Below are 19,873 nucleotides of genomic sequence, written 5' to 3'. Positions count from 1 at the left end.
AAAATTCAGAAGAGTTAAGTATTGAGATTCTAATTAAATTATTTCAATACAATTCTTCGGAGATGTATCCTTCGTCGACATGACGCAGTTTGATGAAATGTTGCAGTAACATTTGTGTAGCTCATTAAATTAAAAAGTCCCGTTTTATAACGGGACTTTCGATTATTTCTTCTTTGCTGCTTTTTTAGTAGCGGCCTTCTTTGTCGCTGCTTTCTTTTTCGTAGCAGCCTTTTTTGCTGCTGCTTTTATTTGTTTGGAGAAAGCACCCGGCATTTGTGCTTCGATCATTTTCTTGATGTCTTCCACAGGCATTTGCGCCACTTCTTCTGTGGTGTATTTTTCACCATCTTTTTTCTTATCGATCTTCAACATTTTTTTGCCGAAGCGGATGAAAGGTCCCCAGCGTCCATTCTCCACTGCAATGTTTTCATCGGGCCAACGAACAATAAAACGATTTGCTTCTTTCTCCACCTTTGCTTCGATCAATTCATTGATATCGTTGTTTGAAAGATTTTCAAAATCATATCGCTTGGGAACATTGATGAACAAACCATCCCATTTAATAAACGGACCAAAACGTCCTTTGCCTTTTGTTACCGGTTTGTTTTCAAACATGGCAACAGGTGCATCGGCTGTTTGTTTTTCTTTGATGAGTTCTATTGCACGATCCATGGTTACTTCCAATGGTTCTTCACCACGTGGAATAGAAATAAACTGCTCACCAAATTTTACATAAGGTCCAAAGCGACCAACATTCACACTTACTTCTTCACCTTCATATTCACCCAGCGTTAATGGAAGTTTGAACAGATCCATCGCTTCTTCGTAAGTAATGGTTTCAATACTTTGGTTTTTTCGCAATGCAGCAAAACGTGGTTTCTCCTCATCACTCACATCGCCAATTTGCACCATTGGTCCAAAGCGTCCCATACGTGCAACGATCTTTTTGCCGCTTTCAGCATCTATACCTAATTCACGTTCGCCTTTAATTCGCTCTGCATTTTCAATGGTATTATCTACATCCCGTTTAAACGGACTGTAAAATTCTTCCAGCATTGCATTCCATTTCAACTTGCCTTCGGCCACATCATCAAACTCACCTTCAATATGTGCGGTGAAGCCATAATCCATGATGCTTTCAAAATGTTGCTTCAGAAAATCCGTTACCACCAAACCGAGATCGGTAGGGAAGAGTTTCGATTTTTCTGCACCGGTGTTTTCCTGTTCCATGCTTTTGCTCACAGCATCGTTCTTCAACTGCAATACACGGAAATCACGACGTACACCTTCTTTATCACGTTTCTCAACATAACCTCTTTTCAATACCGTAGAAATAGTTGGGGCGTAAGTCGAAGGACGACCAATACCCAATTCTTCCAGTTTCTTTACAAGCGATGCTTCTGTATAACGTGGAGCAGGACGGGTGAAACGTTCTGTTGCATTCATCTCAATAAATGGTAATTGCTGACCAACAGCTAACGGCGGCAACATACCTTCCTGCGTTTCATCTTCATTCACTTCATCATCGTCACGGTCTTCACGATATACTTTTAAAAAGCCATCAAACTTTAATACTTCACCTTCGGCTTTTAATTCTTCGTTATTGGTAGAAATAGAAATATTGGCTGTTGTGCGTTCCAGTTCGGCATCAGCCATTTGGCTTGCCATCGTACGTTTCCAAATGAGTTCATACAAACGTTTCAGATCCTGGTCTTCAACCGTTGTATTTTCCATGTAAGTAGGACGGATGGCTTCATGCGCTTCCTGAGCACTTTCATTTTTGTTTTTGAATTTGCGAAACTGGTGATACTTATCGCCATACATACCTTTTATAGTACGTGTAAGATCGCCAAGGGCAGTATCACTCAAACTCACACTATCAGTACGCATGTAAGTGATCTTACCACTTTCATACAACTTTTGAGCAAGCTGCATGGTGCGGCTTACGGAATAACCAAGCTTTCTGCTGGCTTCCTGTTGTAAGGTTGAAGTGGTGAAAGGAGGTGCCGGTGATTTTTTGCCGGGACGCACCTGTATGTCCTTTACCTTATACGAAGCGCCTTTGCAACTGTTCAAGAACTTCTCTGCATCTTCTGCAGCATTTTGCTTTTTTGCTTCGGCTTTAAATGTAACGTTGCGATCGCCAAGATCTTTAGCGGTAAACAATGCTTCAATTTTAAAAGAAGAAGTGGGAGCGAAGGCGTTGATCTCACGCTCACGTTCAGCAATTAACCGAACGGCCACACTTTGCACACGGCCGGCACTGAGGTTGTTCCGCATGCTCATTTTGCGCCAAAGAACAGGACTGAGTTCAAAACCCACGATACGATCTAATATTCTTCTTGCCTGCTGGGCATACACCAGGTCCATATTAACGGTACGTGGATTTTGCACCGCTTTCTGGATGGCAGGCTTGGTAATTTCGTGGAAAACAATGCGTTTTGTTTTGTAGGGATCGAGGCCCAACACTTCACATAAATGCCAACTGATGGCTTCTCCTTCACGGTCCTCATCCGTTGCCAGCCATACTTCGTCGCTTTTTTTGGCCAGCGCTTTCAGGTCTTTTACCACTCTTTCTTTTTCGTCGGGGACAATGTAACGGGGTTCGAAATTGTTGTTGACATCAATACCCATTTCATCTTTCTCAAGGTCACGGATATGGCCATAGCAGCTCTTCACCTCGAAGTCTTTTCCAAGGATCTTTTCTATCGTTTTTGCTTTGGCAGGGCTCTCTACAATCAGTAAATTCTTAGCCATAAATTGGTTCCACAAGCCGGCTTTTTAGAGGACATCGGCAGCACAATATTATAAAATGATTGATAAATGGAAGAAAAGAGTGCTGGGAGGGGTGTTTAAGAATAGGTAAATGAATGATAGAAAATGAAGAAAAATCAATCGATTTGTGTCTGACTCAAATAACTTTTTGCTTAGCAAAAATGAGCAGTATAAACGCTAAAACAAAAAATCCTGACCACAATTCAATCATACCAATCCAGTAATACGGAAAAGAATATAAACTGGCTTCGCCAGGTATTTGAGGGTTGTAGATTACTTTAACTATATCGCCAACCCGGTAGGGCCGCAGGTAAAAATTCCTGTCAGCATACGCATAATAAATAATACTGTCATTCGCAGGTTTGAAGGAGATTGCCGGAAAAGGCTGCGATTCAAAAGATGAATTTTTTACATGTACATGCGTAGTTACAAATGTATCAATAACCCCATTTGTAATTTTTCCTGAAAAGAAATCGGGTGTTCGTGTAACTGACACAACTCCTGCAAACAGGATGATATAAATAGATATGATCAGTTTGATCCTTAGTTGAATAATTTTTTCTGTTAGCTTCATAGTCCGGGCTTCGAATTTAGTTAGGGTAGGTTGGCTTTTACAAAAACTCCATAATCGCTTTCTTCACTTTATTATCTCTGTAAATGCGTCGATGCCCCAAACCTTTGGTGAGCATGAACTGAAAGTTGGAGTGATTGTCCAGTTGAATTTTTTCTGCATCGGCCCATGGCGTTACATCATCGTCTTCATCATGTATCCATAATACTTCTGCTTTTATTTTTTGTGCAGCATGACGAATAGAAATTCTATCAGTCGTTCGCCCACTGCGTTCGAGAATAATCTTGCGCATTTCTGCTTTCACTTCTTCGTCAATATTTAAAAAAGCAGCAAAGCTGTTGATGGCACTGTCGGTTTCAGTGGCCGGGGCGATCAATACCAGTTTTTTATTTTCCTGGTATTGCTGTTCTTCCATAAAAAGTGAAAGTGCTAAACCGCCGAACGAGTGCGCAATAAAGGAATGAATGGGTCCGAATTTTTCATACACTGCTTTGATCGCATCCCTGTACTGGAAACCATTGATGGTTTTGCCACTGCTGTCGCCATGTGCCGGTGCATCAAATGCAATTACTTCGTAACCCTTCTTCACCAGTGGCATTACAAAATGATCAAACTTTTTAACGGTAGAGGAGAAGCCATGCAGGATAAGTGCCTTCTTGGGTTGTGGATGATTCCAGCGATAACCCACTAACTGATAGTTCTCAAATTTCAAATGCAGTTTCTCTGCTTTATCAAACACCGCCGGTGCTTTCTTTTTATTAGATATATATGGTGTGCAGAATAATTCGAATGCTTTTTCAGCTGCTTTACGTTTTGATAGCTTGGCGAACAGGTTCAGCTTTGCCCTGTAATAACCGATCACTAATTTCTGGGCGAGTTTCATATTTCAGGAATACTGTTTTACTTTGTTGCAAATTACTTCTTCCGTTTCATTAACTGTTGCATTGTATGAACATTGTTCTTCTCGGTTCTGGTAATACGGCCACTGTGCTTGCTAAAATGATCAAAAAAGCAGACCACACAATTGCACAGGTGTGGAGCAGGAATGCTGCACATGCCGAAGCGCTTGCCGCTAAAGTGAATGCAAGAGCCATTACTTCATTAGAAGATATTACCGCTGAAGCAGACATTTGTATCATGGCAGTAACAGATACTGCAATTCCTGAACTGGCAAAACAGTTGCATTTAAAACGGAAGATATTAGTGCATACTGCAGGTAGTGTAAACAAAGATGTGTTGCGTAACAGTTCGCCTAACTATGGTGTGCTGTATCCATTGCAAAGTCTGCGAAAGGAAATGATCGTTATTCCCCCGGTTCCTTTTTTGGTGGATGGAAATTCGGATGAAGTGAATGTGCTGCTGGCTGATTTTGCTGCTTCCTTTTCCGACAACGTACAACCGGCCGATGATGATACGAGATTAAAAATGCACCTGGCAGCGGTAATGGTGAGCAACTTTACCAATCATTTATATGCGTTGACCGAAGATTATTGCAAAGACCGTCATCTTGATTTTAAACTATTACATCCGCTTATTATTGAAGTGGCCTGCAGGTTAACCCAAGGTCGTGCAGTGGATATGCAAACAGGTCCGGCACGAAGAGGCGATGAAGAAACGATCAAGAAACATCTGTTGTTGCTGGAGATCGATGAGCATCTGCAGGATCTCTACCACGAACTTTCCGAAAGCATCCGGAGGCTGTATCGAAAAAAATAAGAACTTCGGCCGCAACAATTTTATATGAACCTGCTCGAACGTTTTTCCAGTATTAAGACTTTTGTATTTGATATGGATGGTGTGCTTACCGACGGCTCACTCATCATCATGCCCGGTAACGAACATATCCGCACCATGAATATCAAAGATGGTTATGCTTTGCAGTTAGCTGTGAAGAAAGGCTATAACGTTGCCGTGATTTCGGGAAGTGTGAGTAAACCATGTGCGGAACGGTTGGAATATCTTGGTATACGCAATGTGTTTATGAAGGTGAAGGATAAAGAAGAAGTGCTGGCACAGTTCCTTTTGTCGAATCATCTCAAGTGGGAAGAAACTTTGTTTATGGGTGATGATATTCCCGACCTGGAAGTCATGAAGCTGGTGGGGCTTTCTGCCTGCCCGGCGGATGCAGTGCCTGAGATCAAAGCTGTATCAACCTTCATTTCAACCATCAACGGCGGTAAAGGTTGTGTGCGGGAAGTAATTGAAAAAGTGTTAAAGCTGAATGACGATTGGGTGGTTGATGCAGCCGGAATAAGTGCATTGTAATTTTCACTTATAAAGTTGGTTACGGGTTATGTGGTATGAGTTAAATGTAGAGAGCCACACGTAACTCATAACTTATAACTCTTAACTTAATTCGCATTTCAACTTATCTTCACCGCATAAACAAACAGATGCAGAAGCTCGCTGATTTTTTTAAACTGATTCGTTGGCCCAATCTTGTTTTTATTGCGTTAACACAGCTGTTGTTTTTCTATTGCGTGGCACAGCCTGTACTTTTTGGTAACCTGTACATGCCAAGGATGTATCATCAGCTCTTTGCAGTTCTCAGCATTTCTTCAGTGTTCATCGCAGCTGCCGGTTATGTCATCAACGATTATTTTGATCTGAATATTGATCTGGTGAATAAGCCAACCCGTATGGTGGTAGATCGCAGCATCAGCAGACGTTGGGCTATATTCTTTCATCTCTTCTTTTCGTTTGCCGGTGTGTTGATGGGTTTTTATATTGGTTTACAGAATGGCAACTGGATCATTGGATTCGCCAATACCGGTTGTGTATTTGTGCTTTGGTTTTACAGTACCACGTTTAAAAAGAAATTATTGACCGGTAATATTCTCATTTCATTGCTTACTGCATGGGTTGTTTTTGTGGTGTATCTCTTAACAGTGCAGCAAAGTTTTTACCTGATGCATCCTGTACAACCCGGAGCACATCAAAAGTTATTGCGGCTGGCCATTCTTTATTCAAGTTTTGCATTTGTGATTACACTTATCCGGGAAGTGGTGAAGGATATTGAAGATATGGATGGTGATGCAAAATACGGTTGCAAGACAATGCCCATTGTTTGGGGCGTATCATTCTCAAAAGTGTTTACCAGCATTTGGTTAGTGATCTTGCTGGCACTGCTTCTTATTGTTTTTTTCTATGTATTACAATTTAAAATGTGGATAGCAGCGGGCTATAATCTTGTGTTGATCATATTGCCGGCTGTATATTGTTTATACCTGTTGTTTAATGCAAAGCAAACAAAAGATTTTGCTGCATTAAGCAAATGGATCAAGGCTGTGATCTTCACCGGAATAGTCTCCATGGTATTGTTTAAATTTTTTGCCTGATGGAACGGATCATACTTGCTTCAAAATCGCCACGGCGCAAACAATTACTCGAATGGGCAGAAATTCCTTTTGATGTAATGGTGAAGGAGACAGACGAAATGTACCCTGCAACGTTGAGTATTGAAAAAGTACCCGTGTACATTGCACGCAACAAAGCATTGGCGGTAAAAGAAGAATTGAGTCACGACCGTTTGATCCTTGCTGCTGACACCATTGTGGTATTGAATGGAAAAGTGATCGGCAAGCCAACAAGTAAAGAAAATGCAATACAGATATTAAGTGAACTTTCGGGACAGGTTCACCAGGTGATCACCGGTGTGGTGTTGATGCGTGATGATACGGAAACGGCATTCGCTGATATTACAGAAGTCGAATTTCATCAGCTCAGCAAGCAGCAGATCGAGTTTTACGTAAACAAATACAAGCCTTACGATAAAGCGGGTGCTTATGCCATCCAGGAATGGATTGGTGTGGTAGGTATCAAACGTGTAAAAGGTGATTTTTATAATGTAATGGGCTTGCCAGTGAGCAGGGTGATGAAAGCCATTATGGAATTTGACAATTAGCAATTTGAAAATTTGAGCATGCAAATGCAGTAGAGGGGGTTGACAATCTGACCTTCTTTTTTTAATTTTCAAATTCTCAAATTTGTACATTTTCAAATTATTTCCATGAACGAACACCTGCTGCAATTCATCTGGCAGCACCTATACTTTAACCGTGATCAACTTTCTACTGTTCAACACGAGCCTGTACAAATTCTTTCACAAGGCTTGCTCAATACAAATCAAGGTCCTGATTTTCTACATGCGAAATTGTTTATCAACAATGTTACATGGGCGGGCACCATTGAGCTTCATCTTAAAACAAGTGATTGGAAAAAACATGGTCATACCAATGATGAGCATTACAACAATGTGATCCTGCACGTGGTATATGAACACGATGAAAAAACTGCAGGCAAAATTCCTGTACTTGAACTAAAGAATCGCATTTCAACATCTTTGTTGCAACACTATCGTGAACTGATGGAACAAAACAGTTTTGTAGCCTGCGAAAATCAGCTGCAACAAGTAAATACAATTGTTTGGGATAGCTGGAAAGAACGAATGGTAGCTGAACGTTTGCAACAGAAAAATGAGCATATTCAAAATATACTGAACCAAACCAATCGTCATTGGGAAGAAGCTTTCTGGCAATTGCTTGCACGGAATTTCGGCAGTCCGTTAAATACTGAGGCGTTTGAGTCAATTGCGCAAAGCTTACCTGTTACCTTATTAGCCAAACATAAGAACCATATCCATCAAATTGAAGCGTTGCTGTTGGGGCAGGCAGGGTTATTAACAGGAGAGTTCGGAGAAGATTATCCCATCATGCTACAGAAGGAATATAAATTTCTGCAGCAGAAACATCAGTTGAAGCCGGTTGCTCATCCCATTCATTTTTTGCGGATGCGGCCATCCAATTTTCCAACGATCAGGTTGGCACAGCTGGCAATGCTTATCCATCAATCAAGTCATTTGTTTTCAAATGTGATGGAAGCAAAAAGCGTTGAAGCCATCAGGCAAATGTTTTCTGTAACAGCAAATGATTACTGGCATTATCATTACATGTTGAATGAACAAAGTGCATATCGAAAAAAGCAATTGGGTAAAACAATGATCGATAACCTGCTTATCAATACCGTTATTCCATTGTTGTATGTTTATGCCGATGATCAGCACAATGAAGGCACTAAAGAGAAAGCCATTCAATGGTTACAACAAATGCCCAAAGAGAAAAACAGTATTACACAGCAATGGGAAACTGCAGGCGCAACTCACCAGTCAGCATTCGATTCTCAGGCATTGCTTTACCTCAAAAAGAATTACTGCACTGCAAAGCGTTGTCTGCAATGTGCTGTTGGTAACAGTATTTTAAAAATGAAACTTACCAGTTGAACACTACGTTCTGTTCAATTTCGGGGTGAATGCTTTTGGCAACGGGGCAGGTGAGTGCAGCATTCTTCAAAATGGTTTTCTGTTTCTCATCTAACTGAAGGTTGGAAGGGAAATGAAAGGTTACATCAACCCCGCCAATACGACGTGGCTCCGATTTCATGTGTTTCTGAATATCGATCTGCACACCTTCAAGATCAACCTGCATATCTCTTGCTTTAATACCCATAATGGTGAGCATACAACTGCCTAACGCAGTTGCAACAAGGTCACTTGGAGAAAAACGTTCTGCTTTACCCTGGTTATCGAGCGGGGCATCGGTTTCAATTTTTCTGTGGCTGTGGAGGTGTTCTGCTTCGGTACGTAATTCACCTTTATAAACAATTGAGGAGGTCATGTTGTTAAATTTATAGTTCAGAAATTGGCGGCAATATACCACAATGCCGCATCTATCGTTTTAATCTGTAAATTTACGTTCAAACAATAATTTCAGGCTTGTGAAAATAATATACCTCAGCTTCGCTCTTCTTCTGGTAGTGAGTACAACTGTTGCGCAGGAAAAGGATAGCCGCAAAACAGAGCGTAGTGCAAAGAAGGATGCACGCAGGGAGAAAATTGATAATCTTATCCGTCAGCAGGAAGAGGGTGCACTTGTTTTCAATAAACAAAATGTTTTTGGATTACGACTTAACACTGATGGGTGGGGCGTGGTTTATGAAAAAGGTTATTTGAAAACTGTAAAAACGACCAATCTTTTTGCACTTGAGCTCAACGAAAAAAAGCATCCCAAAGAACAAAAGATCAACAACGTTTTAAATAATAATGGGTTCCTGCAAATAGGCAATCCTTATGTTTATGGTAAGCGTAACAGTTTTTACCAATTGAAATTATCATACGGCCAGCAACGAATGCTCGGTGGTAAAACAAATAAGAACGGTGTAGCGGTGCACGCTATTTATGCCGGTGGAATTTCAGCCGGATTTGAACGTCCTTATTATGTTCGTGTACAGGATAATAGCCCCGAGGGCACAAGAAATATAAAATACACACCGGCCGACAGCAGTCTCTTCCTGGCACCTGCTCCAAATATTCTTATGGGCACCGGTTTGCGTTATGGCTGGAACGAATTGAAGTTTGTACCCGGCGTTCATGCAAAAGCAGCTCTCCGTTTCGATTACGGACGTTTCAATGAAGTGGTGACTGCTATTGAAATAGGTATGAATATCGAAGCATATTCCCGTAAAGTGCAGATCATGCTCCTGAACCCTGATCAGCAGGTGTTTTTTAACGGCTACATTGCCCTTATGTTTGGTAAACGAAAGTAGCCTAACTTTGCCCCTCATTTAGTTGAAATTATGCAGGAAATTGTAGTGAATGATGCTGCCGCAGAGCAGAAACTGAAAAAGCCGGATTGGTTAAGAGTTCGTTTACCTATTGGCGAAAGTTATCGCCACGTGCGCAACCTTGTTGATAAGAATAAACTTCATACTATTTGCGAAAGCGGTAATTGTCCAAACATGGGCGAGTGCTGGGGAGAAGGTACAGCCACGTTTATGATATTGGGTAATACCTGTACCCGCAGCTGTGGTTTTTGTGCCGTTGCAACTGGCCGCCCCGATCCGGTTGATTGGGATGAACCGCAACGTGTTGCTGAAGCTATTCACTTGATGAAGGTAAAACATGCTGTGCTCACATCTGTAGACCGTGATGAAATAAAAGATGGCGGCAGTATTATCTGGTATAACACCATTCGTGCAGTAAAAGCATTGAATCCCGACACAACATTGGAAACCCTGATCCCTGATTTTAAAGGACAGATGGAGAATGTACAGCGTATTGTGGAAGCACATCCGGAAGTGGTATCACATAACATTGAAACAGTGGAGCGTTTAACACGCCAGGTGCGCATACAGGCAAAGTACTGGCGCAGTATGGATGTGTTGCGTTACCTGAAAGAGAACGGTATGCGGGTGAAGAGTGGCATTATGTTGGGTTTGGGTGAAACGAAAGAAGAAGTAATACAGACATTAAATGATTTGAAGAATAATGGTGTTGATGTGGTAACAATTGGGCAGTACCTGCAACCGACAAAAAAACATTTAGCTGTACAACGCTTCGTACATCCTGACGAATTTGCTGAGTACCGTGAAATTGGTTATACCATTGGATTGGATTATGTAGAGAGTGGTCCGTTGGTACGTTCAAGTTATCACAGCGAAAAGCATGTGCTTCCCGGTTATGGTAAAGCGAAATGGGAAGAAGAGAAAGCGAATTTTATTGCATAGATCTTTATGAAGAAAATATTACTTGGAGCAGTGTTGTACGTCATCACTGCTCCTTTTTGTTTGGCGCAAGTGAAGTGGCAAAATGTTGATTCGCTTTATGGATCAATACCATCGTCGGTTCATGTGTTTACAACAACTGATCTAATTGATGGTAAACCAAACATTGCTTACTATGTAATTGCCGATCTGAAAGACAGGAAACTGAACTTTAAAACAGATACAACTTATCAACGCCGCTTTACCCCGCAACAGTTTTATGATAAGAACCAACAGCCATTGCTGGTGGTGAACGGAACTTTTTTTGATTTTGCTACGAACAGGAATTTGAATGCAGTGATAAAAGATGGGAAACTGGTTTCGTACAATGTTCATACAACTGCATTGAAAGGAAAAGATACATTGATGTATATGCACACGTTTCGTTCTGCGATTGGCATCAATAAAAAAAGAAAGGCTGATGTGGCCTGGTTGTATACCGATAGTTCTAAGAAACATGCTTTTGCATCTCAGGAAGTGTACGGACCTGTAAAAGATTCTTTTCCTATTGTACAACACAAAATCAAGTCAATAAAATATACATACCGGTTACATAGTGAATTGTATAAGCGACGGTTTCAGAAATGGAAAATGCAAACCGCCATTGCCGGAGGTCCGGTCCTTGTTCAGGAGAGTACGGTAAAAGTTACCAACAATGAAGAGCGTATGTTCACAGGTAAAGCCATTGATGATAAGCATCCACGAACTGCTATGGGCTATACTGCCGATGGCAAGCTCATCATTCTTGTTGTGCAAGGTCGTATACCCGGTATTGCAGAAGGTGCCTCATTAACGCACTTGGCAAAACTGTTACTTGATCTTGGTTGCGTGGAAGCATTAAACCTCGACGGTGGCGGTAGCAGCTGCATGTTGGTGAATGGAAAGGAAACCATCAAGCCAAGTGATAAAGAGGGGCAACGTGCGGTACCCGGTGTTTTTATGATCACTACAGATTAATACTTACTCTTTTATTTAAGTTGAAAAATCGTTCTGCAGCATATTGATATTTCATTATTTTTAGCGAAACCAAAATTAACTGCATGAAAAAGACCATGTCTGCATTTATTGCATTTGTTCTTCCTGTTTTTTTATTGGCGGGTGTATATGGTGACTCTACTACTGCTCGCCCAACTGAAGATATTGTAAGTTATTTACGTTTGGCCGACTCGGTTGAAAAAGCCATGAAATACCAAACCGGAATCATTTCTCTCGACAATGGTGTTGCTCAATTAAATGTTCCCGAGGGATTCAAGTTTTTAAACAAAGAACAAAGTACTTATATCATTACTGAGATTTGGGGTAATCCTCCGCAGGACGGTGTACTAGGGATGCTTTTTCCCGATAAAGGCAGTCCGTTTGCTGACAGCAGTTATGCGTTTGTGATCACCTACGATCCAATGGGCTATGTTAAGGATGATGATGCAGATAAAATTAATTATGATGACATGCTCAAAGAAATGCAGACAGGCGAAAAGGCAGAAAACGAAGAGCGTGCAAAGCAAGGGTATGAAGCTATCCATTTTGTTGGCTGGGCACAAAAGCCTTTTTATGATAAGAACGGCAAAGTATTGCATTGGGCAAAAGAATTGAAATTTGGCGAAGCATCAGATGGCAATACGCTCAATTATGAAGTGCGCATACTTGGCCGCAAAGGAGTGCTTTCGCTCAATGCTGTTGCTTCAATGACAGAATTGGCAATGGTGAAAAATGATATTGACAAAGTACTTGCGATTCCTTCATTCACAAAAGGAAATACCTATGCTGAATTTGATTCGAAGGTTGATAATGTGGCAGCCTGGACTGTTGGGGGGCTTGTAGCAGGAAAAGTGCTGGCGAAAGTTGGCTTCTTTGCGTTGATCCTGAAAAATATCAAACTGGTGATCATTGCCTTGGCGGCAGTAGGTGGAGGTGTGTGGCGTTTTATTACCGGTAGAAAAAAGAAAGAAGAAGAGATACAACAACAAGAACCAACGGCTGAAGTATAAAAATAACACTGCGGCATTGTAAAATGGAAAACCAGGGCTACTGTCCTGGTTTTTTAATTCTTTATAAATTTGAATATCCAACTTAACGGTCAATATCGGGATGTAGCGCAGTCCGGTAGCGTGCTTCGTTCGGGACGAAGAGGTCGCTGGTTCGAATCCAGTCATCCCGACTTCTGATTTCCTTTGATGTGAACGTTATTAGTCATCTTTCCCAAATAACAGTTGCCTGTATTTCTGATATAAGAATGAAATCACCAGTAAAAAAAATGCTTTTACAAGCGTAAATAATGAGTGTAAGTACGCTGTAAGCTTGAATCAGATCATTTTAGGGCACAACTTTTGACCAAACAGCTTGTTAAAAGCCTGTATTTGTATAAACGGCCAATAATGGCACGCCTTTTCTCGTTATTTTTACGGTAATTGTTTTATGTCAAATTTTATCCAATATATGTTTAGTAAAAAGAGTTTGCTGATCATACTGGTCCTCATGTTGGGGGGCAGTATCTTTTACGCCGTACAATCATCCGCTACCCGCAATGAACCAACCAACCGTTTTGAACGTATCCTGCAGTTGATTGGTGAGTTTTTGGAAGAGGGGCATTACAACCCCAAAAAGATCGATGATGAGTTTTCAAAAACGGTGTTTGCCAAGTTCCTGAAGGATCTTGATGGAGACAAAACCTATTTTCTGAAATCGGATATCGATCAATTCAAGAAATATGAAACAAAAGTTGATGATGAGATCCATGGGGCCCGTCTTGAATCGTTTTATGCTGTAAATACTGTGTATAAAAAGCGCATGGAAGAAGTAGCGCTGTTGTACAAAGAAATACTTAGTAAGCCATTCGATTTTTCAGTGGAAGAAAAGTATATGGATGATGAGGATAAACGTACATATGCAAAAACAGAAGCTGAGCGCAAGGAAGCATGGCGTCTGAAATTAAAATATTACACACTCGACCGTTATGTTGATCTTGTTGAACAACAGGAAAAAAATAAAGGCAAAGACGGTTTTGTAGCGAAGACAACTGTGCAGATGGAAAAAGAAGCACGTGAAAAAGTGTTGAAAACCTTCGATCGTATGTTTGACCGTTTCCGCAACCGTTTTAAAGATGAAGATCGTTTCAATTACCTCGTAAACAGTATCACTGAAACGATGGATCCGCATACAAGCTATTTACCTCCATTGGAAAAAATTGCATTTGACGAGCAAATGAGTGGTGGCGAATTTTTTGGTATTGGAGCTTCACTTTTGGAAGAAGAAGGGAATATCAAAATTACTTCAGTAGTTGCCGGTGGCGCTGCTGCAAAGTCGGGCGAAATTGAAGTTGGTGATTTTGTATTGAAAGTAGCACAGGGAGCTGCTGAACCACAGGATTTGATTGGTTTTGAAGTGCCTGATGCAGTACGTTTGATTCGTGGTAAGAAAGGTACGGAAGTAAGACTTACGATCAAAAAGCCAAGTGGAGCCATTAAGGTGGTAACAATGATCCGTGAAAAGATCGACCTTGAAGAAAACCGTGCAAAGAGTACAATCATTAAAGGACCGGATAATCACAAGATCGGCTACATCTATCTTCCTGCTTTTTATGCTGATTTTCAGGACGCAAACGGCAACCGTTGTGCACAGGATGTTGCAAAAGAAATTATCAAATTAAAAGCTGAAGGAGTAAACGGTTTGATCATTGATCTTCGTACCAACGGTGGTGGATCCTTAATGGAAACTGTTGAAATGGTTGGGTTATTTATTGAAGAAGGCCCTGTTGTGCAGGTGAAGAGCAGAGATGAATCGCCAACTATCCTTCGTGACAGAAATAAAAATGTATTGTGGGATGGCCCACTAACTGTAATGGTGAATGAATTCAGTGCATCTGCTTCTGAAATTTTTGCCGGAGCTATCCAGGATTACAAACGTGGATTGGTTGTAGGCAGCACTTCAACTTATGGTAAAGGAACAGTGCAACGTAATATTGAACTTGACCGTGCAAGCTGGACAAGCAATAACCCATCTGAACTCGGCAATATCAAATTAACACTACAAAAGTTCTATCGTGTTACAGGTGCAAGCACACAATTGAAAGGTGTGGTACCTGATGTTGTTCTGCCTGATCAATACGAATACCTGAAGCTTCGTGAAAAAGATGAACCTTTCGCTTTGACATGGGATGAGATCGGAAGTGCACAATACAAAGTATGGAAATCTGATTTTGATTTCAATTACATTGTTCAGCAAAGTAAACAACGTATCAGCCAAAGTCCTACATTCAAATTGATTGGTGAAAAAAGCGATTGGTTATCGAAATATGATGACAAGCATTTCTCATTGAAGATCGATAAGTTCCGCCAGGACAAGAAAACGTTGGGCAACACTATTCAAACAATCGATTCTTTAACGAAGCTGAGTGCGCCATTAGAGGTTTCTAACCTTGAGGTTGATCTTGCAGCTATTAAAGGAAATACCAACAAAGAAGAACGTAACAAGTCTTTTATTAACAGACTTAAAAATGATCTTCATCTTGGTGAAACTGTGAACATCATGAACGATATGATTCAGCAGTACTTTATTGCGCAGAATAAGCAGGCTGCACGTACCGACGGTAAATGATAATTTTAAATTGATCGAAATAATTAAACCCTGGCATACGCCGGGGTTTATATTTTTTGTAGCAACTCAATTGTACGTTGAACCATGCTTTCTGTTACATCAAGATGCAAAACAAAACGTATCTGCTGTTTACCCATTGTAAAGCAAAGAATGCCTTTTTCTTTTAGCTTCAATACAAGTTCATCTGCATTGATGTTTTCTTTTACACGGAAGATGACGATGTTGGTTTCAACCGGTAATACGGTTTCCACATTGTGATTATTCAGCAGCGTTGCTTCAATCAATTTCGCATGCTCATGATCTGTTGCCAATCGTTCAACATGATGTTCCAATGCATATAAACCTGCAGCAGCGATGATCCCGGCTTGCCGCATACCGCCGCCAAATACTTTCCGGAGTCGTCTTGCTTTTTTTATCTTTTCTTTTGTTCCGAGCAACACGCTGCCAATAGGTGAGCCAAGCCCTTTACTCAAACAAATAGAAATAGAATCGAATAACTGTCCGTAATCCATTGCCGATTGTTGTTTCGCTACCAAGGCATTGAAAAGACGGGCACCATCAAGATGCAGGATGAGGTTATTTGCTTTGCAGACGTCTTTAATGGCCGCTATATCTTCGAGTTCATAACAACTGCCACCGCCACGGTTGCTGGTATTTTCCAGCACCACTAAGCTTGAAATGGCTTTGTGCACATCATCCCTGTTATTAATGGCATCTGAAACATGGGTGGCTTTTATACGCCCACGATCGCCCTGTAATAATCGTACAGAAGCACCGGAGTTGAAGGCAATACCTCCGCCTTCGTATTGGTAAACATGGCTTAATTCATCACAGATCACTTCGTCACCGGGTTGGGTGTGCATTTTTATGGCGATCTGGTTGGTCATTGTGCCTGATGGACAGAACAATCCAGCCTCCATTCCAAACAGTTTTGCGGCGGTTTCTTCCAAGTTATTAACAGTGGCATCTTCTCCAAACACATCATCACCCAACTCAGCCTGCCACATAACTTCTTTCATCCCCTTGGTTGGTTGGGTTACAGTATCACTTCTTAAATCAATCCATTCCATATCAATTAATTATTGAGTAGGCAAGTTAACCGTTTATGTAAAATTATCGTCTGAAAATAAACTTTCTGAACCTTTAAATTGTTGTTTATCAGTGTTAAGTTTCCACTGAAAACGATACAAGGATGCCTACAAGAGCCGCAATTATACACATGGGCTATGAAAAACGGCGATTGATGATTAACTTTGCAGACGGTTACAGTGGATTCTTAACGAGATTTTCCCAACTCCCGGTCGATTTTCCCTGTCTTAGTAACGTTTCAAACAATTAAGAGGAATTTAATATGCGGCAGCTCAAAATTGCAACTCAGATTACCAATCGTGATTCACAAGCGGTTGAGAAGTATTTACAGGAAATATCAAAGATCCCCATGATCACGCCCGAGGAGGAAACAACTCTTGCTCAGCGTATTAAAATGGGTGATCAGCGAGCTTTGGATAAATTGGTACAATCGAACCTTCGTTTCGTAGTATCAGTAGCCAAGCAATATCAACACCAGGGTTTATCTTTAAGTGACCTGATCAATGAGGGTAATCTCGGTTTGATCAAAGCCGCTCAGCGTTTTGATGAAACCAAAGGTTTTAAATTCATTTCTTACGCTGTTTGGTGGATCCGTCAATCAATTCTGCAAGCTTTGGCTGAACAGGGTCGTTTGGTGCGTTTGCCACAGAATAAGATCGGTACTTATAATAAAGCCAACAAGGCATACATGGCGTTTGAACAGGAACATGAGCGTGAGCCTTCAACTGAGGAGCTTGCTGATATTCTTGAAATGAGCGAAACAGAGATCAACAATATCTTCCAAAGCAATACCCGTCACACTTCTTTAGATGCACCTGTGCACGAAGCAGAAGATGTAGCAATGGGTGATTTGCTGGAAGGCAGTGATGATACAGATGAAGATGTAATGAAGGATTCTTTGCGTAACGAGATCCGTCGTGTGTTGAAATCTCTCAGCCCACGTGAAGCGGAGATCGTAAATGCTTATTTTGGATTGGATGGCGAAAATGGTGTTACCATTGAGCAGATCGGTCAGAAATATGATTTGACCAAAGAGCGTATCCGCCAGATCAAAGAAAGAGCGATCAAACGTTTACAGAAAGCCCGCTACAGCAATGCGCTGAAGAGCTATCTCGGAAATTAATTATAATGGGTATTAAGTATCAAACCCCGGCCTCAGTGTCGGGGTTTTTTGTGTCCCGAGCGGTAGTCAAGGGGCTTTTATTTGTATTGAGCGCAGCCGGGATACAAATCCAAATAAACAATTAGCATATTCTTCATGTTTATCTGAAAAGATCATCACGTAAATTTGATCTATGCAACGACTTGTATTGCTCAGCAGTTTGTTCCTGTTACTGCTGGGATGTGAAAAGAAAGTAGATTTTGACCTGAAAGACGCCGCTCAGTTACTCACTGTTGATGCTTCTATTGAAAACGGGCAAGATCCGGTAGTGATCCTTACAAAAAGCCTCAACTATTTTTCAAAAGTTTCAGCCGATGTGATCAGCAATTCATTGGTGAAAGATGCAGAGGTTTTTATTTCCAATGGCAGCACCACACATCAGCTACGCAGGTACGACATGGTGATACCGGGTACAACTGTTCCCTTTAGTTTTTACAGCAGCGACCCAGCAAATCCTTTAACAATCATAAAAGGAGAATTAGGGAAGCAATACCAGCTCCGTATTGTTTGGCAGCAAAAAGAATACAATGCCACAACAAATATTCCGCAGATAAGAAAAACGATCGATTCACTATGGTGGGTAAAGGCGCCCAATACGCCTGATACAAGCAAAAAGATAGTTGTAAGGGCAAAAGTGAAAGACCCGCAGCCATTTGGCGATTATGCACGTTATTTCACCAAAGTTAACAGCGAACCGTTCTTGCCTGGTTTTAACTCTGTGTTTGATGATGCGTTTGTGAATGGCACAACTTATATGGTTGATGTGGACCGTGGCATTGATCGTAATGTTGACCTGGATTTTGATGAGTATGGATTTTTCAAAAAAGGAGATACTGTTACCGTCAAATTCAGCAATATTGATAAAGCCACATTCGATTTCTGGCGAACAGTAGAGTTCAGTTACCAAAGCATCGGCAACCCGTTTTCTTCTCCCACCAAAATACTGGGCAATATCAGTAATGGTGCATTAGGCTATTTTGGCGGTTATGCCAACCAGTTTACTACGGTTATTATTCCCCGTTAATTATCCACACCGGCTGCGCATGTAACCACGGTTACATTTCAATTGGATGGATAGGACTATTTTTGTCGACTTAAAAATTTGAAGACGAATATGGAAGCAGCAGAAAAAGTACATTGTTTGATTATTGGATCAGGTCCTGCAGGTTATACCGCCGCTATTTATGCATCAAGGGCAAACCTGAAACCTGTGTTATACCAGGGAATTCAACCCGGCGGACAGTTAACCATTACAACAGAAGTGGAAAACTACCCCGGTTATGCAGAAGGAGTACAAGGTCCCGAGATGATGGTTGATTTTGAAAAGCAGGCAGCACGCATGGGTGCCGATATCCGTTATGGATTGGCAACAAAAGTAGATTTCAGTTCAACACCACATAAAGTTTGGATCGATGATGAAAAGCTCATTGAAGCTGATAGCGTGATCATTTGTACCGGTGCAAGTGCGAAATGGCTTGGATTGGAAAGTGAGCAACGTCTCAATGGTTATGGTGTAAGCGCATGTGCAGTGTGCGATGGTTTCTTTTTCCGTGGTAAAGAAGTGGCCATTGTTGGTGCCGGCGATACCGCTGCAGAAGAAGCATTATATCTCAGTAAGCTTTGTTCAACAGTGCACATGTTGATTCGTAAAGATGCGATGCGTGCAAGTAAAGTAATGCAGGATCGTGTACTCAACACGCCGAATATCAAAGTTTACTGGAACACTGAAACCATCGAAATACTTGGCGACAATAAAGTAGATGGCATGAAAGTGTTGAACAATAAAACAAATGAAGAATCGGTAATACCTGTGCAGGGATTCTTTGTTGCTATCGGTCATGAACCTAACTCAGCAATTTTCAAAGATTTTATTGATATGGATGAAGCCGGCTACATCAAGACCATTCCCGGTACTTCAAAAACAAATGTAGAAGGTGTGTTTGCAGGTGGCGATGTGCAGGATAAAATTTATCGCCAGGCAGTAACCGCTGCAGGCAGTGGTTGTATGGCTGCATTGGATGCAGAACGTTATTTATCAGCAAAAGGAGTTGTATAATTCTATTGTTGTGAAAAGATAGTCCTGCTGATAC

Annotated in this window: 18 protein-coding genes and 1 tRNA gene; 14 read left to right on the top strand and 5 right to left on the bottom strand. The window is 41.2% G+C overall.

Annotated elements, in window-relative coordinates:
* Window positions 1–162: 162 nt before the first annotated feature.
* The 3 genes from topA to H4075_RS13150 all read right to left on the bottom strand — a co-directional run bounded on the left by topA (window position 163) and on the right by H4075_RS13150 (window position 4,229).
* The gene (gene topA, locus H4075_RS13160; RefSeq protein ID WP_182801301.1) at window positions 163–2,757 is read right to left on the bottom strand and encodes a type I DNA topoisomerase; all 2,595 of its coding nucleotides are present in this window, start codon (window positions 2,755–2,757) and stop codon (window positions 163–165) included.
* Window positions 2,758–2,911: 154 nt separating this feature from the next.
* Window positions 2,912–3,349: a DUF3592 domain-containing protein gene (locus H4075_RS13155; protein ID WP_182801300.1), complete on the bottom strand. Its 438-nt coding sequence runs from the start codon at window positions 3,347–3,349 to the stop codon at window positions 2,912–2,914.
* Between the two features lie 37 nt (window positions 3,350–3,386).
* Window positions 3,387–4,229: an alpha/beta hydrolase gene (locus H4075_RS13150; RefSeq protein WP_182801299.1), complete on the bottom strand. Its 843-nt coding sequence runs from the start codon at window positions 4,227–4,229 to the stop codon at window positions 3,387–3,389.
* Between the two features lie 65 nt (window positions 4,230–4,294).
* On the opposite strand from H4075_RS13150, the gene H4075_RS13145 reads away from it, so the two are divergent.
* The 5 genes from H4075_RS13145 to H4075_RS13125 all read left to right on the top strand — a co-directional run bounded on the left by H4075_RS13145 (window position 4,295) and on the right by H4075_RS13125 (window position 8,624).
* On the top strand, window positions 4,295–5,062 hold the full coding sequence (locus tag H4075_RS13145) for a Rossmann-like and DUF2520 domain-containing protein (RefSeq protein WP_182801298.1): 768 nt from the start codon (window positions 4,295–4,297) through the stop codon (window positions 5,060–5,062).
* Window positions 5,063–5,086: 24 nt separating this feature from the next.
* The gene (locus tag H4075_RS13140) at window positions 5,087–5,611 is read left to right on the top strand and encodes a KdsC family phosphatase (RefSeq protein WP_182801297.1); all 525 of its coding nucleotides are present in this window, start codon (window positions 5,087–5,089) and stop codon (window positions 5,609–5,611) included.
* A 128-nt stretch (window positions 5,612–5,739) separates the two neighbouring features.
* Window positions 5,740–6,684: a geranylgeranylglycerol-phosphate geranylgeranyltransferase gene (locus tag H4075_RS13135; protein WP_182801296.1), complete on the top strand. Its 945-nt coding sequence runs from the start codon at window positions 5,740–5,742 to the stop codon at window positions 6,682–6,684.
* Window positions 6,684–7,250, top strand: a complete 567-nt coding sequence (locus tag H4075_RS13130) for a Maf family nucleotide pyrophosphatase (protein ID WP_182801295.1) — start codon at window positions 6,684–6,686, stop codon at window positions 7,248–7,250. The genes H4075_RS13135 and H4075_RS13130 overlap by 1 nt, the downstream gene beginning before the upstream one ends.
* Before the next feature lie 105 nt (window positions 7,251–7,355).
* Window positions 7,356–8,624, top strand: coding sequence for a DUF2851 family protein (locus H4075_RS13125; RefSeq protein WP_182801294.1), 1,269 nt, complete (start codon window positions 7,356–7,358; stop codon window positions 8,622–8,624).
* On the opposite strand, the gene H4075_RS13120 is transcribed toward H4075_RS13125, so the two are convergent.
* The gene (locus H4075_RS13120; RefSeq protein ID WP_182801293.1) at window positions 8,614–9,018 is read right to left on the bottom strand and encodes an OsmC family protein; all 405 of its coding nucleotides are present in this window, start codon (window positions 9,016–9,018) and stop codon (window positions 8,614–8,616) included. The genes H4075_RS13125 and H4075_RS13120 overlap by 11 nt on opposite strands.
* 100 nt (window positions 9,019–9,118) lie before the next feature.
* On the opposite strand from H4075_RS13120, the gene H4075_RS13115 reads away from it, so the two are divergent.
* The 6 genes from H4075_RS13115 to H4075_RS13090 all read left to right on the top strand — a co-directional run bounded on the left by H4075_RS13115 (window position 9,119) and on the right by H4075_RS13090 (window position 15,532).
* Window positions 9,119–9,946 (top strand): hypothetical protein, encoded by an 828-nt coding sequence (locus tag H4075_RS13115; protein ID WP_182801292.1) that lies wholly within the window; start codon window positions 9,119–9,121, stop codon window positions 9,944–9,946.
* Window positions 9,947–9,976: 30 nt separating this feature from the next.
* Window positions 9,977–10,906: a lipoyl synthase gene (gene lipA, locus H4075_RS13110; protein ID WP_182801291.1), complete on the top strand. Its 930-nt coding sequence runs from the start codon at window positions 9,977–9,979 to the stop codon at window positions 10,904–10,906.
* Window positions 10,907–10,912: 6 nt separating this feature from the next.
* Window positions 10,913–11,899 (top strand): phosphodiester glycosidase family protein, encoded by a 987-nt coding sequence (locus tag H4075_RS13105; protein ID WP_182801290.1) that lies wholly within the window; start codon window positions 10,913–10,915, stop codon window positions 11,897–11,899.
* A gap of 83 nt (window positions 11,900–11,982) precedes the next feature.
* Window positions 11,983–12,927 carry a DUF2167 domain-containing protein gene (locus H4075_RS13100; RefSeq protein WP_182801289.1) on the top strand — a complete coding sequence of 315 codons (945 nt, stop codon included), beginning with the start codon at window positions 11,983–11,985 and terminating at the stop codon, window positions 12,925–12,927.
* Window positions 12,928–13,023: 96 nt separating this feature from the next.
* A tRNA-Pro gene (locus tag H4075_RS13095) sits at window positions 13,024–13,097 on the top strand.
* Window positions 13,098–13,375: 278 nt separating this feature from the next.
* Window positions 13,376–15,532 (top strand): carboxy terminal-processing peptidase, encoded by a 2,157-nt coding sequence (locus H4075_RS13090; RefSeq protein WP_182801288.1) that lies wholly within the window; start codon window positions 13,376–13,378, stop codon window positions 15,530–15,532.
* Window positions 15,533–15,579: 47 nt separating this feature from the next.
* Here the strand turns inward: H4075_RS13090 and H4075_RS13085 are convergent, their stop codons facing one another.
* The gene (locus H4075_RS13085; protein WP_182801287.1) at window positions 15,580–16,602 is read right to left on the bottom strand and encodes a threonine aldolase family protein; all 1,023 of its coding nucleotides are present in this window, start codon (window positions 16,600–16,602) and stop codon (window positions 15,580–15,582) included.
* Window positions 16,603–16,883: 281 nt separating this feature from the next.
* On the opposite strand from H4075_RS13085, the gene H4075_RS13080 reads away from it, so the two are divergent.
* The 3 genes from H4075_RS13080 to trxB all read left to right on the top strand — a co-directional run bounded on the left by H4075_RS13080 (window position 16,884) and on the right by trxB (window position 19,839).
* A complete protein-coding gene (locus H4075_RS13080; protein WP_129132464.1) occupies window positions 16,884–17,744 on the top strand; it encodes a sigma-70 family RNA polymerase sigma factor in 861 nt (286 codons plus the stop codon).
* 172 nt (window positions 17,745–17,916) lie between these two features.
* The gene (locus tag H4075_RS13075; protein WP_182801286.1) at window positions 17,917–18,807 is read left to right on the top strand and encodes a DUF4249 domain-containing protein; all 891 of its coding nucleotides are present in this window, start codon (window positions 17,917–17,919) and stop codon (window positions 18,805–18,807) included.
* 90 nt (window positions 18,808–18,897) lie between these two features.
* Complete coding sequence (gene trxB, locus H4075_RS13070; RefSeq protein ID WP_182801285.1) at window positions 18,898–19,839, top strand: thioredoxin-disulfide reductase; 942 nt, start codon at window positions 18,898–18,900, stop codon at window positions 19,837–19,839.
* Window positions 19,840–19,873: the final 34 nt, after the last annotated feature.

The organism is Lacibacter sediminis, from assembly GCF_014168535.1.
GTDB classification, from domain to species: domain Bacteria; phylum Bacteroidota; class Bacteroidia; order Chitinophagales; family Chitinophagaceae; genus Lacibacter; species Lacibacter sediminis.
This window is presented reverse-complemented; position numbering and strand designations above follow the sequence as displayed.

Excerpts from the sequence above, each read along its gene's own strand:
- topA (WP_182801301.1), bottom strand. The coding sequence starts at position 2,757 with ATGGCTAAGAATTTACTGATTGTAGAGAGCCCTGCCAAAGCAAAAACG.
- H4075_RS13155 (WP_182801300.1), bottom strand. The coding sequence starts at position 3,349 with ATGAAGCTAACAGAAAAAATTATTCAACTAAGGATCAAACTGATCATA.
- H4075_RS13150 (WP_182801299.1), bottom strand. The coding sequence starts at position 4,229 with ATGAAACTCGCCCAGAAATTAGTGATCGGTTATTACAGGGCAAAGCTG.
- H4075_RS13145 (WP_182801298.1), top strand. The coding sequence starts at position 4,295 with ATGAACATTGTTCTTCTCGGTTCTGGTAATACGGCCACTGTGCTTGCT.
- H4075_RS13140 (WP_182801297.1), top strand. The coding sequence starts at position 5,087 with ATGAACCTGCTCGAACGTTTTTCCAGTATTAAGACTTTTGTATTTGAT.
- H4075_RS13135 (WP_182801296.1), top strand. The coding sequence starts at position 5,740 with ATGCAGAAGCTCGCTGATTTTTTTAAACTGATTCGTTGGCCCAATCTT.
- H4075_RS13130 (WP_182801295.1), top strand. The coding sequence starts at position 6,684 with ATGGAACGGATCATACTTGCTTCAAAATCGCCACGGCGCAAACAATTA.
- H4075_RS13125 (WP_182801294.1), top strand. The coding sequence starts at position 7,356 with ATGAACGAACACCTGCTGCAATTCATCTGGCAGCACCTATACTTTAAC.
- H4075_RS13120 (WP_182801293.1), bottom strand. The coding sequence starts at position 9,018 with ATGACCTCCTCAATTGTTTATAAAGGTGAATTACGTACCGAAGCAGAA.
- lipA (WP_182801291.1), top strand. The coding sequence starts at position 9,977 with ATGCAGGAAATTGTAGTGAATGATGCTGCCGCAGAGCAGAAACTGAAA.
- H4075_RS13105 (WP_182801290.1), top strand. The coding sequence starts at position 10,913 with ATGAAGAAAATATTACTTGGAGCAGTGTTGTACGTCATCACTGCTCCT.
- H4075_RS13100 (WP_182801289.1), top strand. The coding sequence starts at position 11,983 with ATGAAAAAGACCATGTCTGCATTTATTGCATTTGTTCTTCCTGTTTTT.
- H4075_RS13090 (WP_182801288.1), top strand. The coding sequence starts at position 13,376 with ATGTTTAGTAAAAAGAGTTTGCTGATCATACTGGTCCTCATGTTGGGG.
- H4075_RS13085 (WP_182801287.1), bottom strand. The coding sequence starts at position 16,602 with ATGGAATGGATTGATTTAAGAAGTGATACTGTAACCCAACCAACCAAG.
- H4075_RS13080 (WP_129132464.1), top strand. The coding sequence starts at position 16,884 with ATGCGGCAGCTCAAAATTGCAACTCAGATTACCAATCGTGATTCACAA.
- H4075_RS13075 (WP_182801286.1), top strand. The coding sequence starts at position 17,917 with ATGCAACGACTTGTATTGCTCAGCAGTTTGTTCCTGTTACTGCTGGGA.
- trxB (WP_182801285.1), top strand. The coding sequence starts at position 18,898 with ATGGAAGCAGCAGAAAAAGTACATTGTTTGATTATTGGATCAGGTCCT.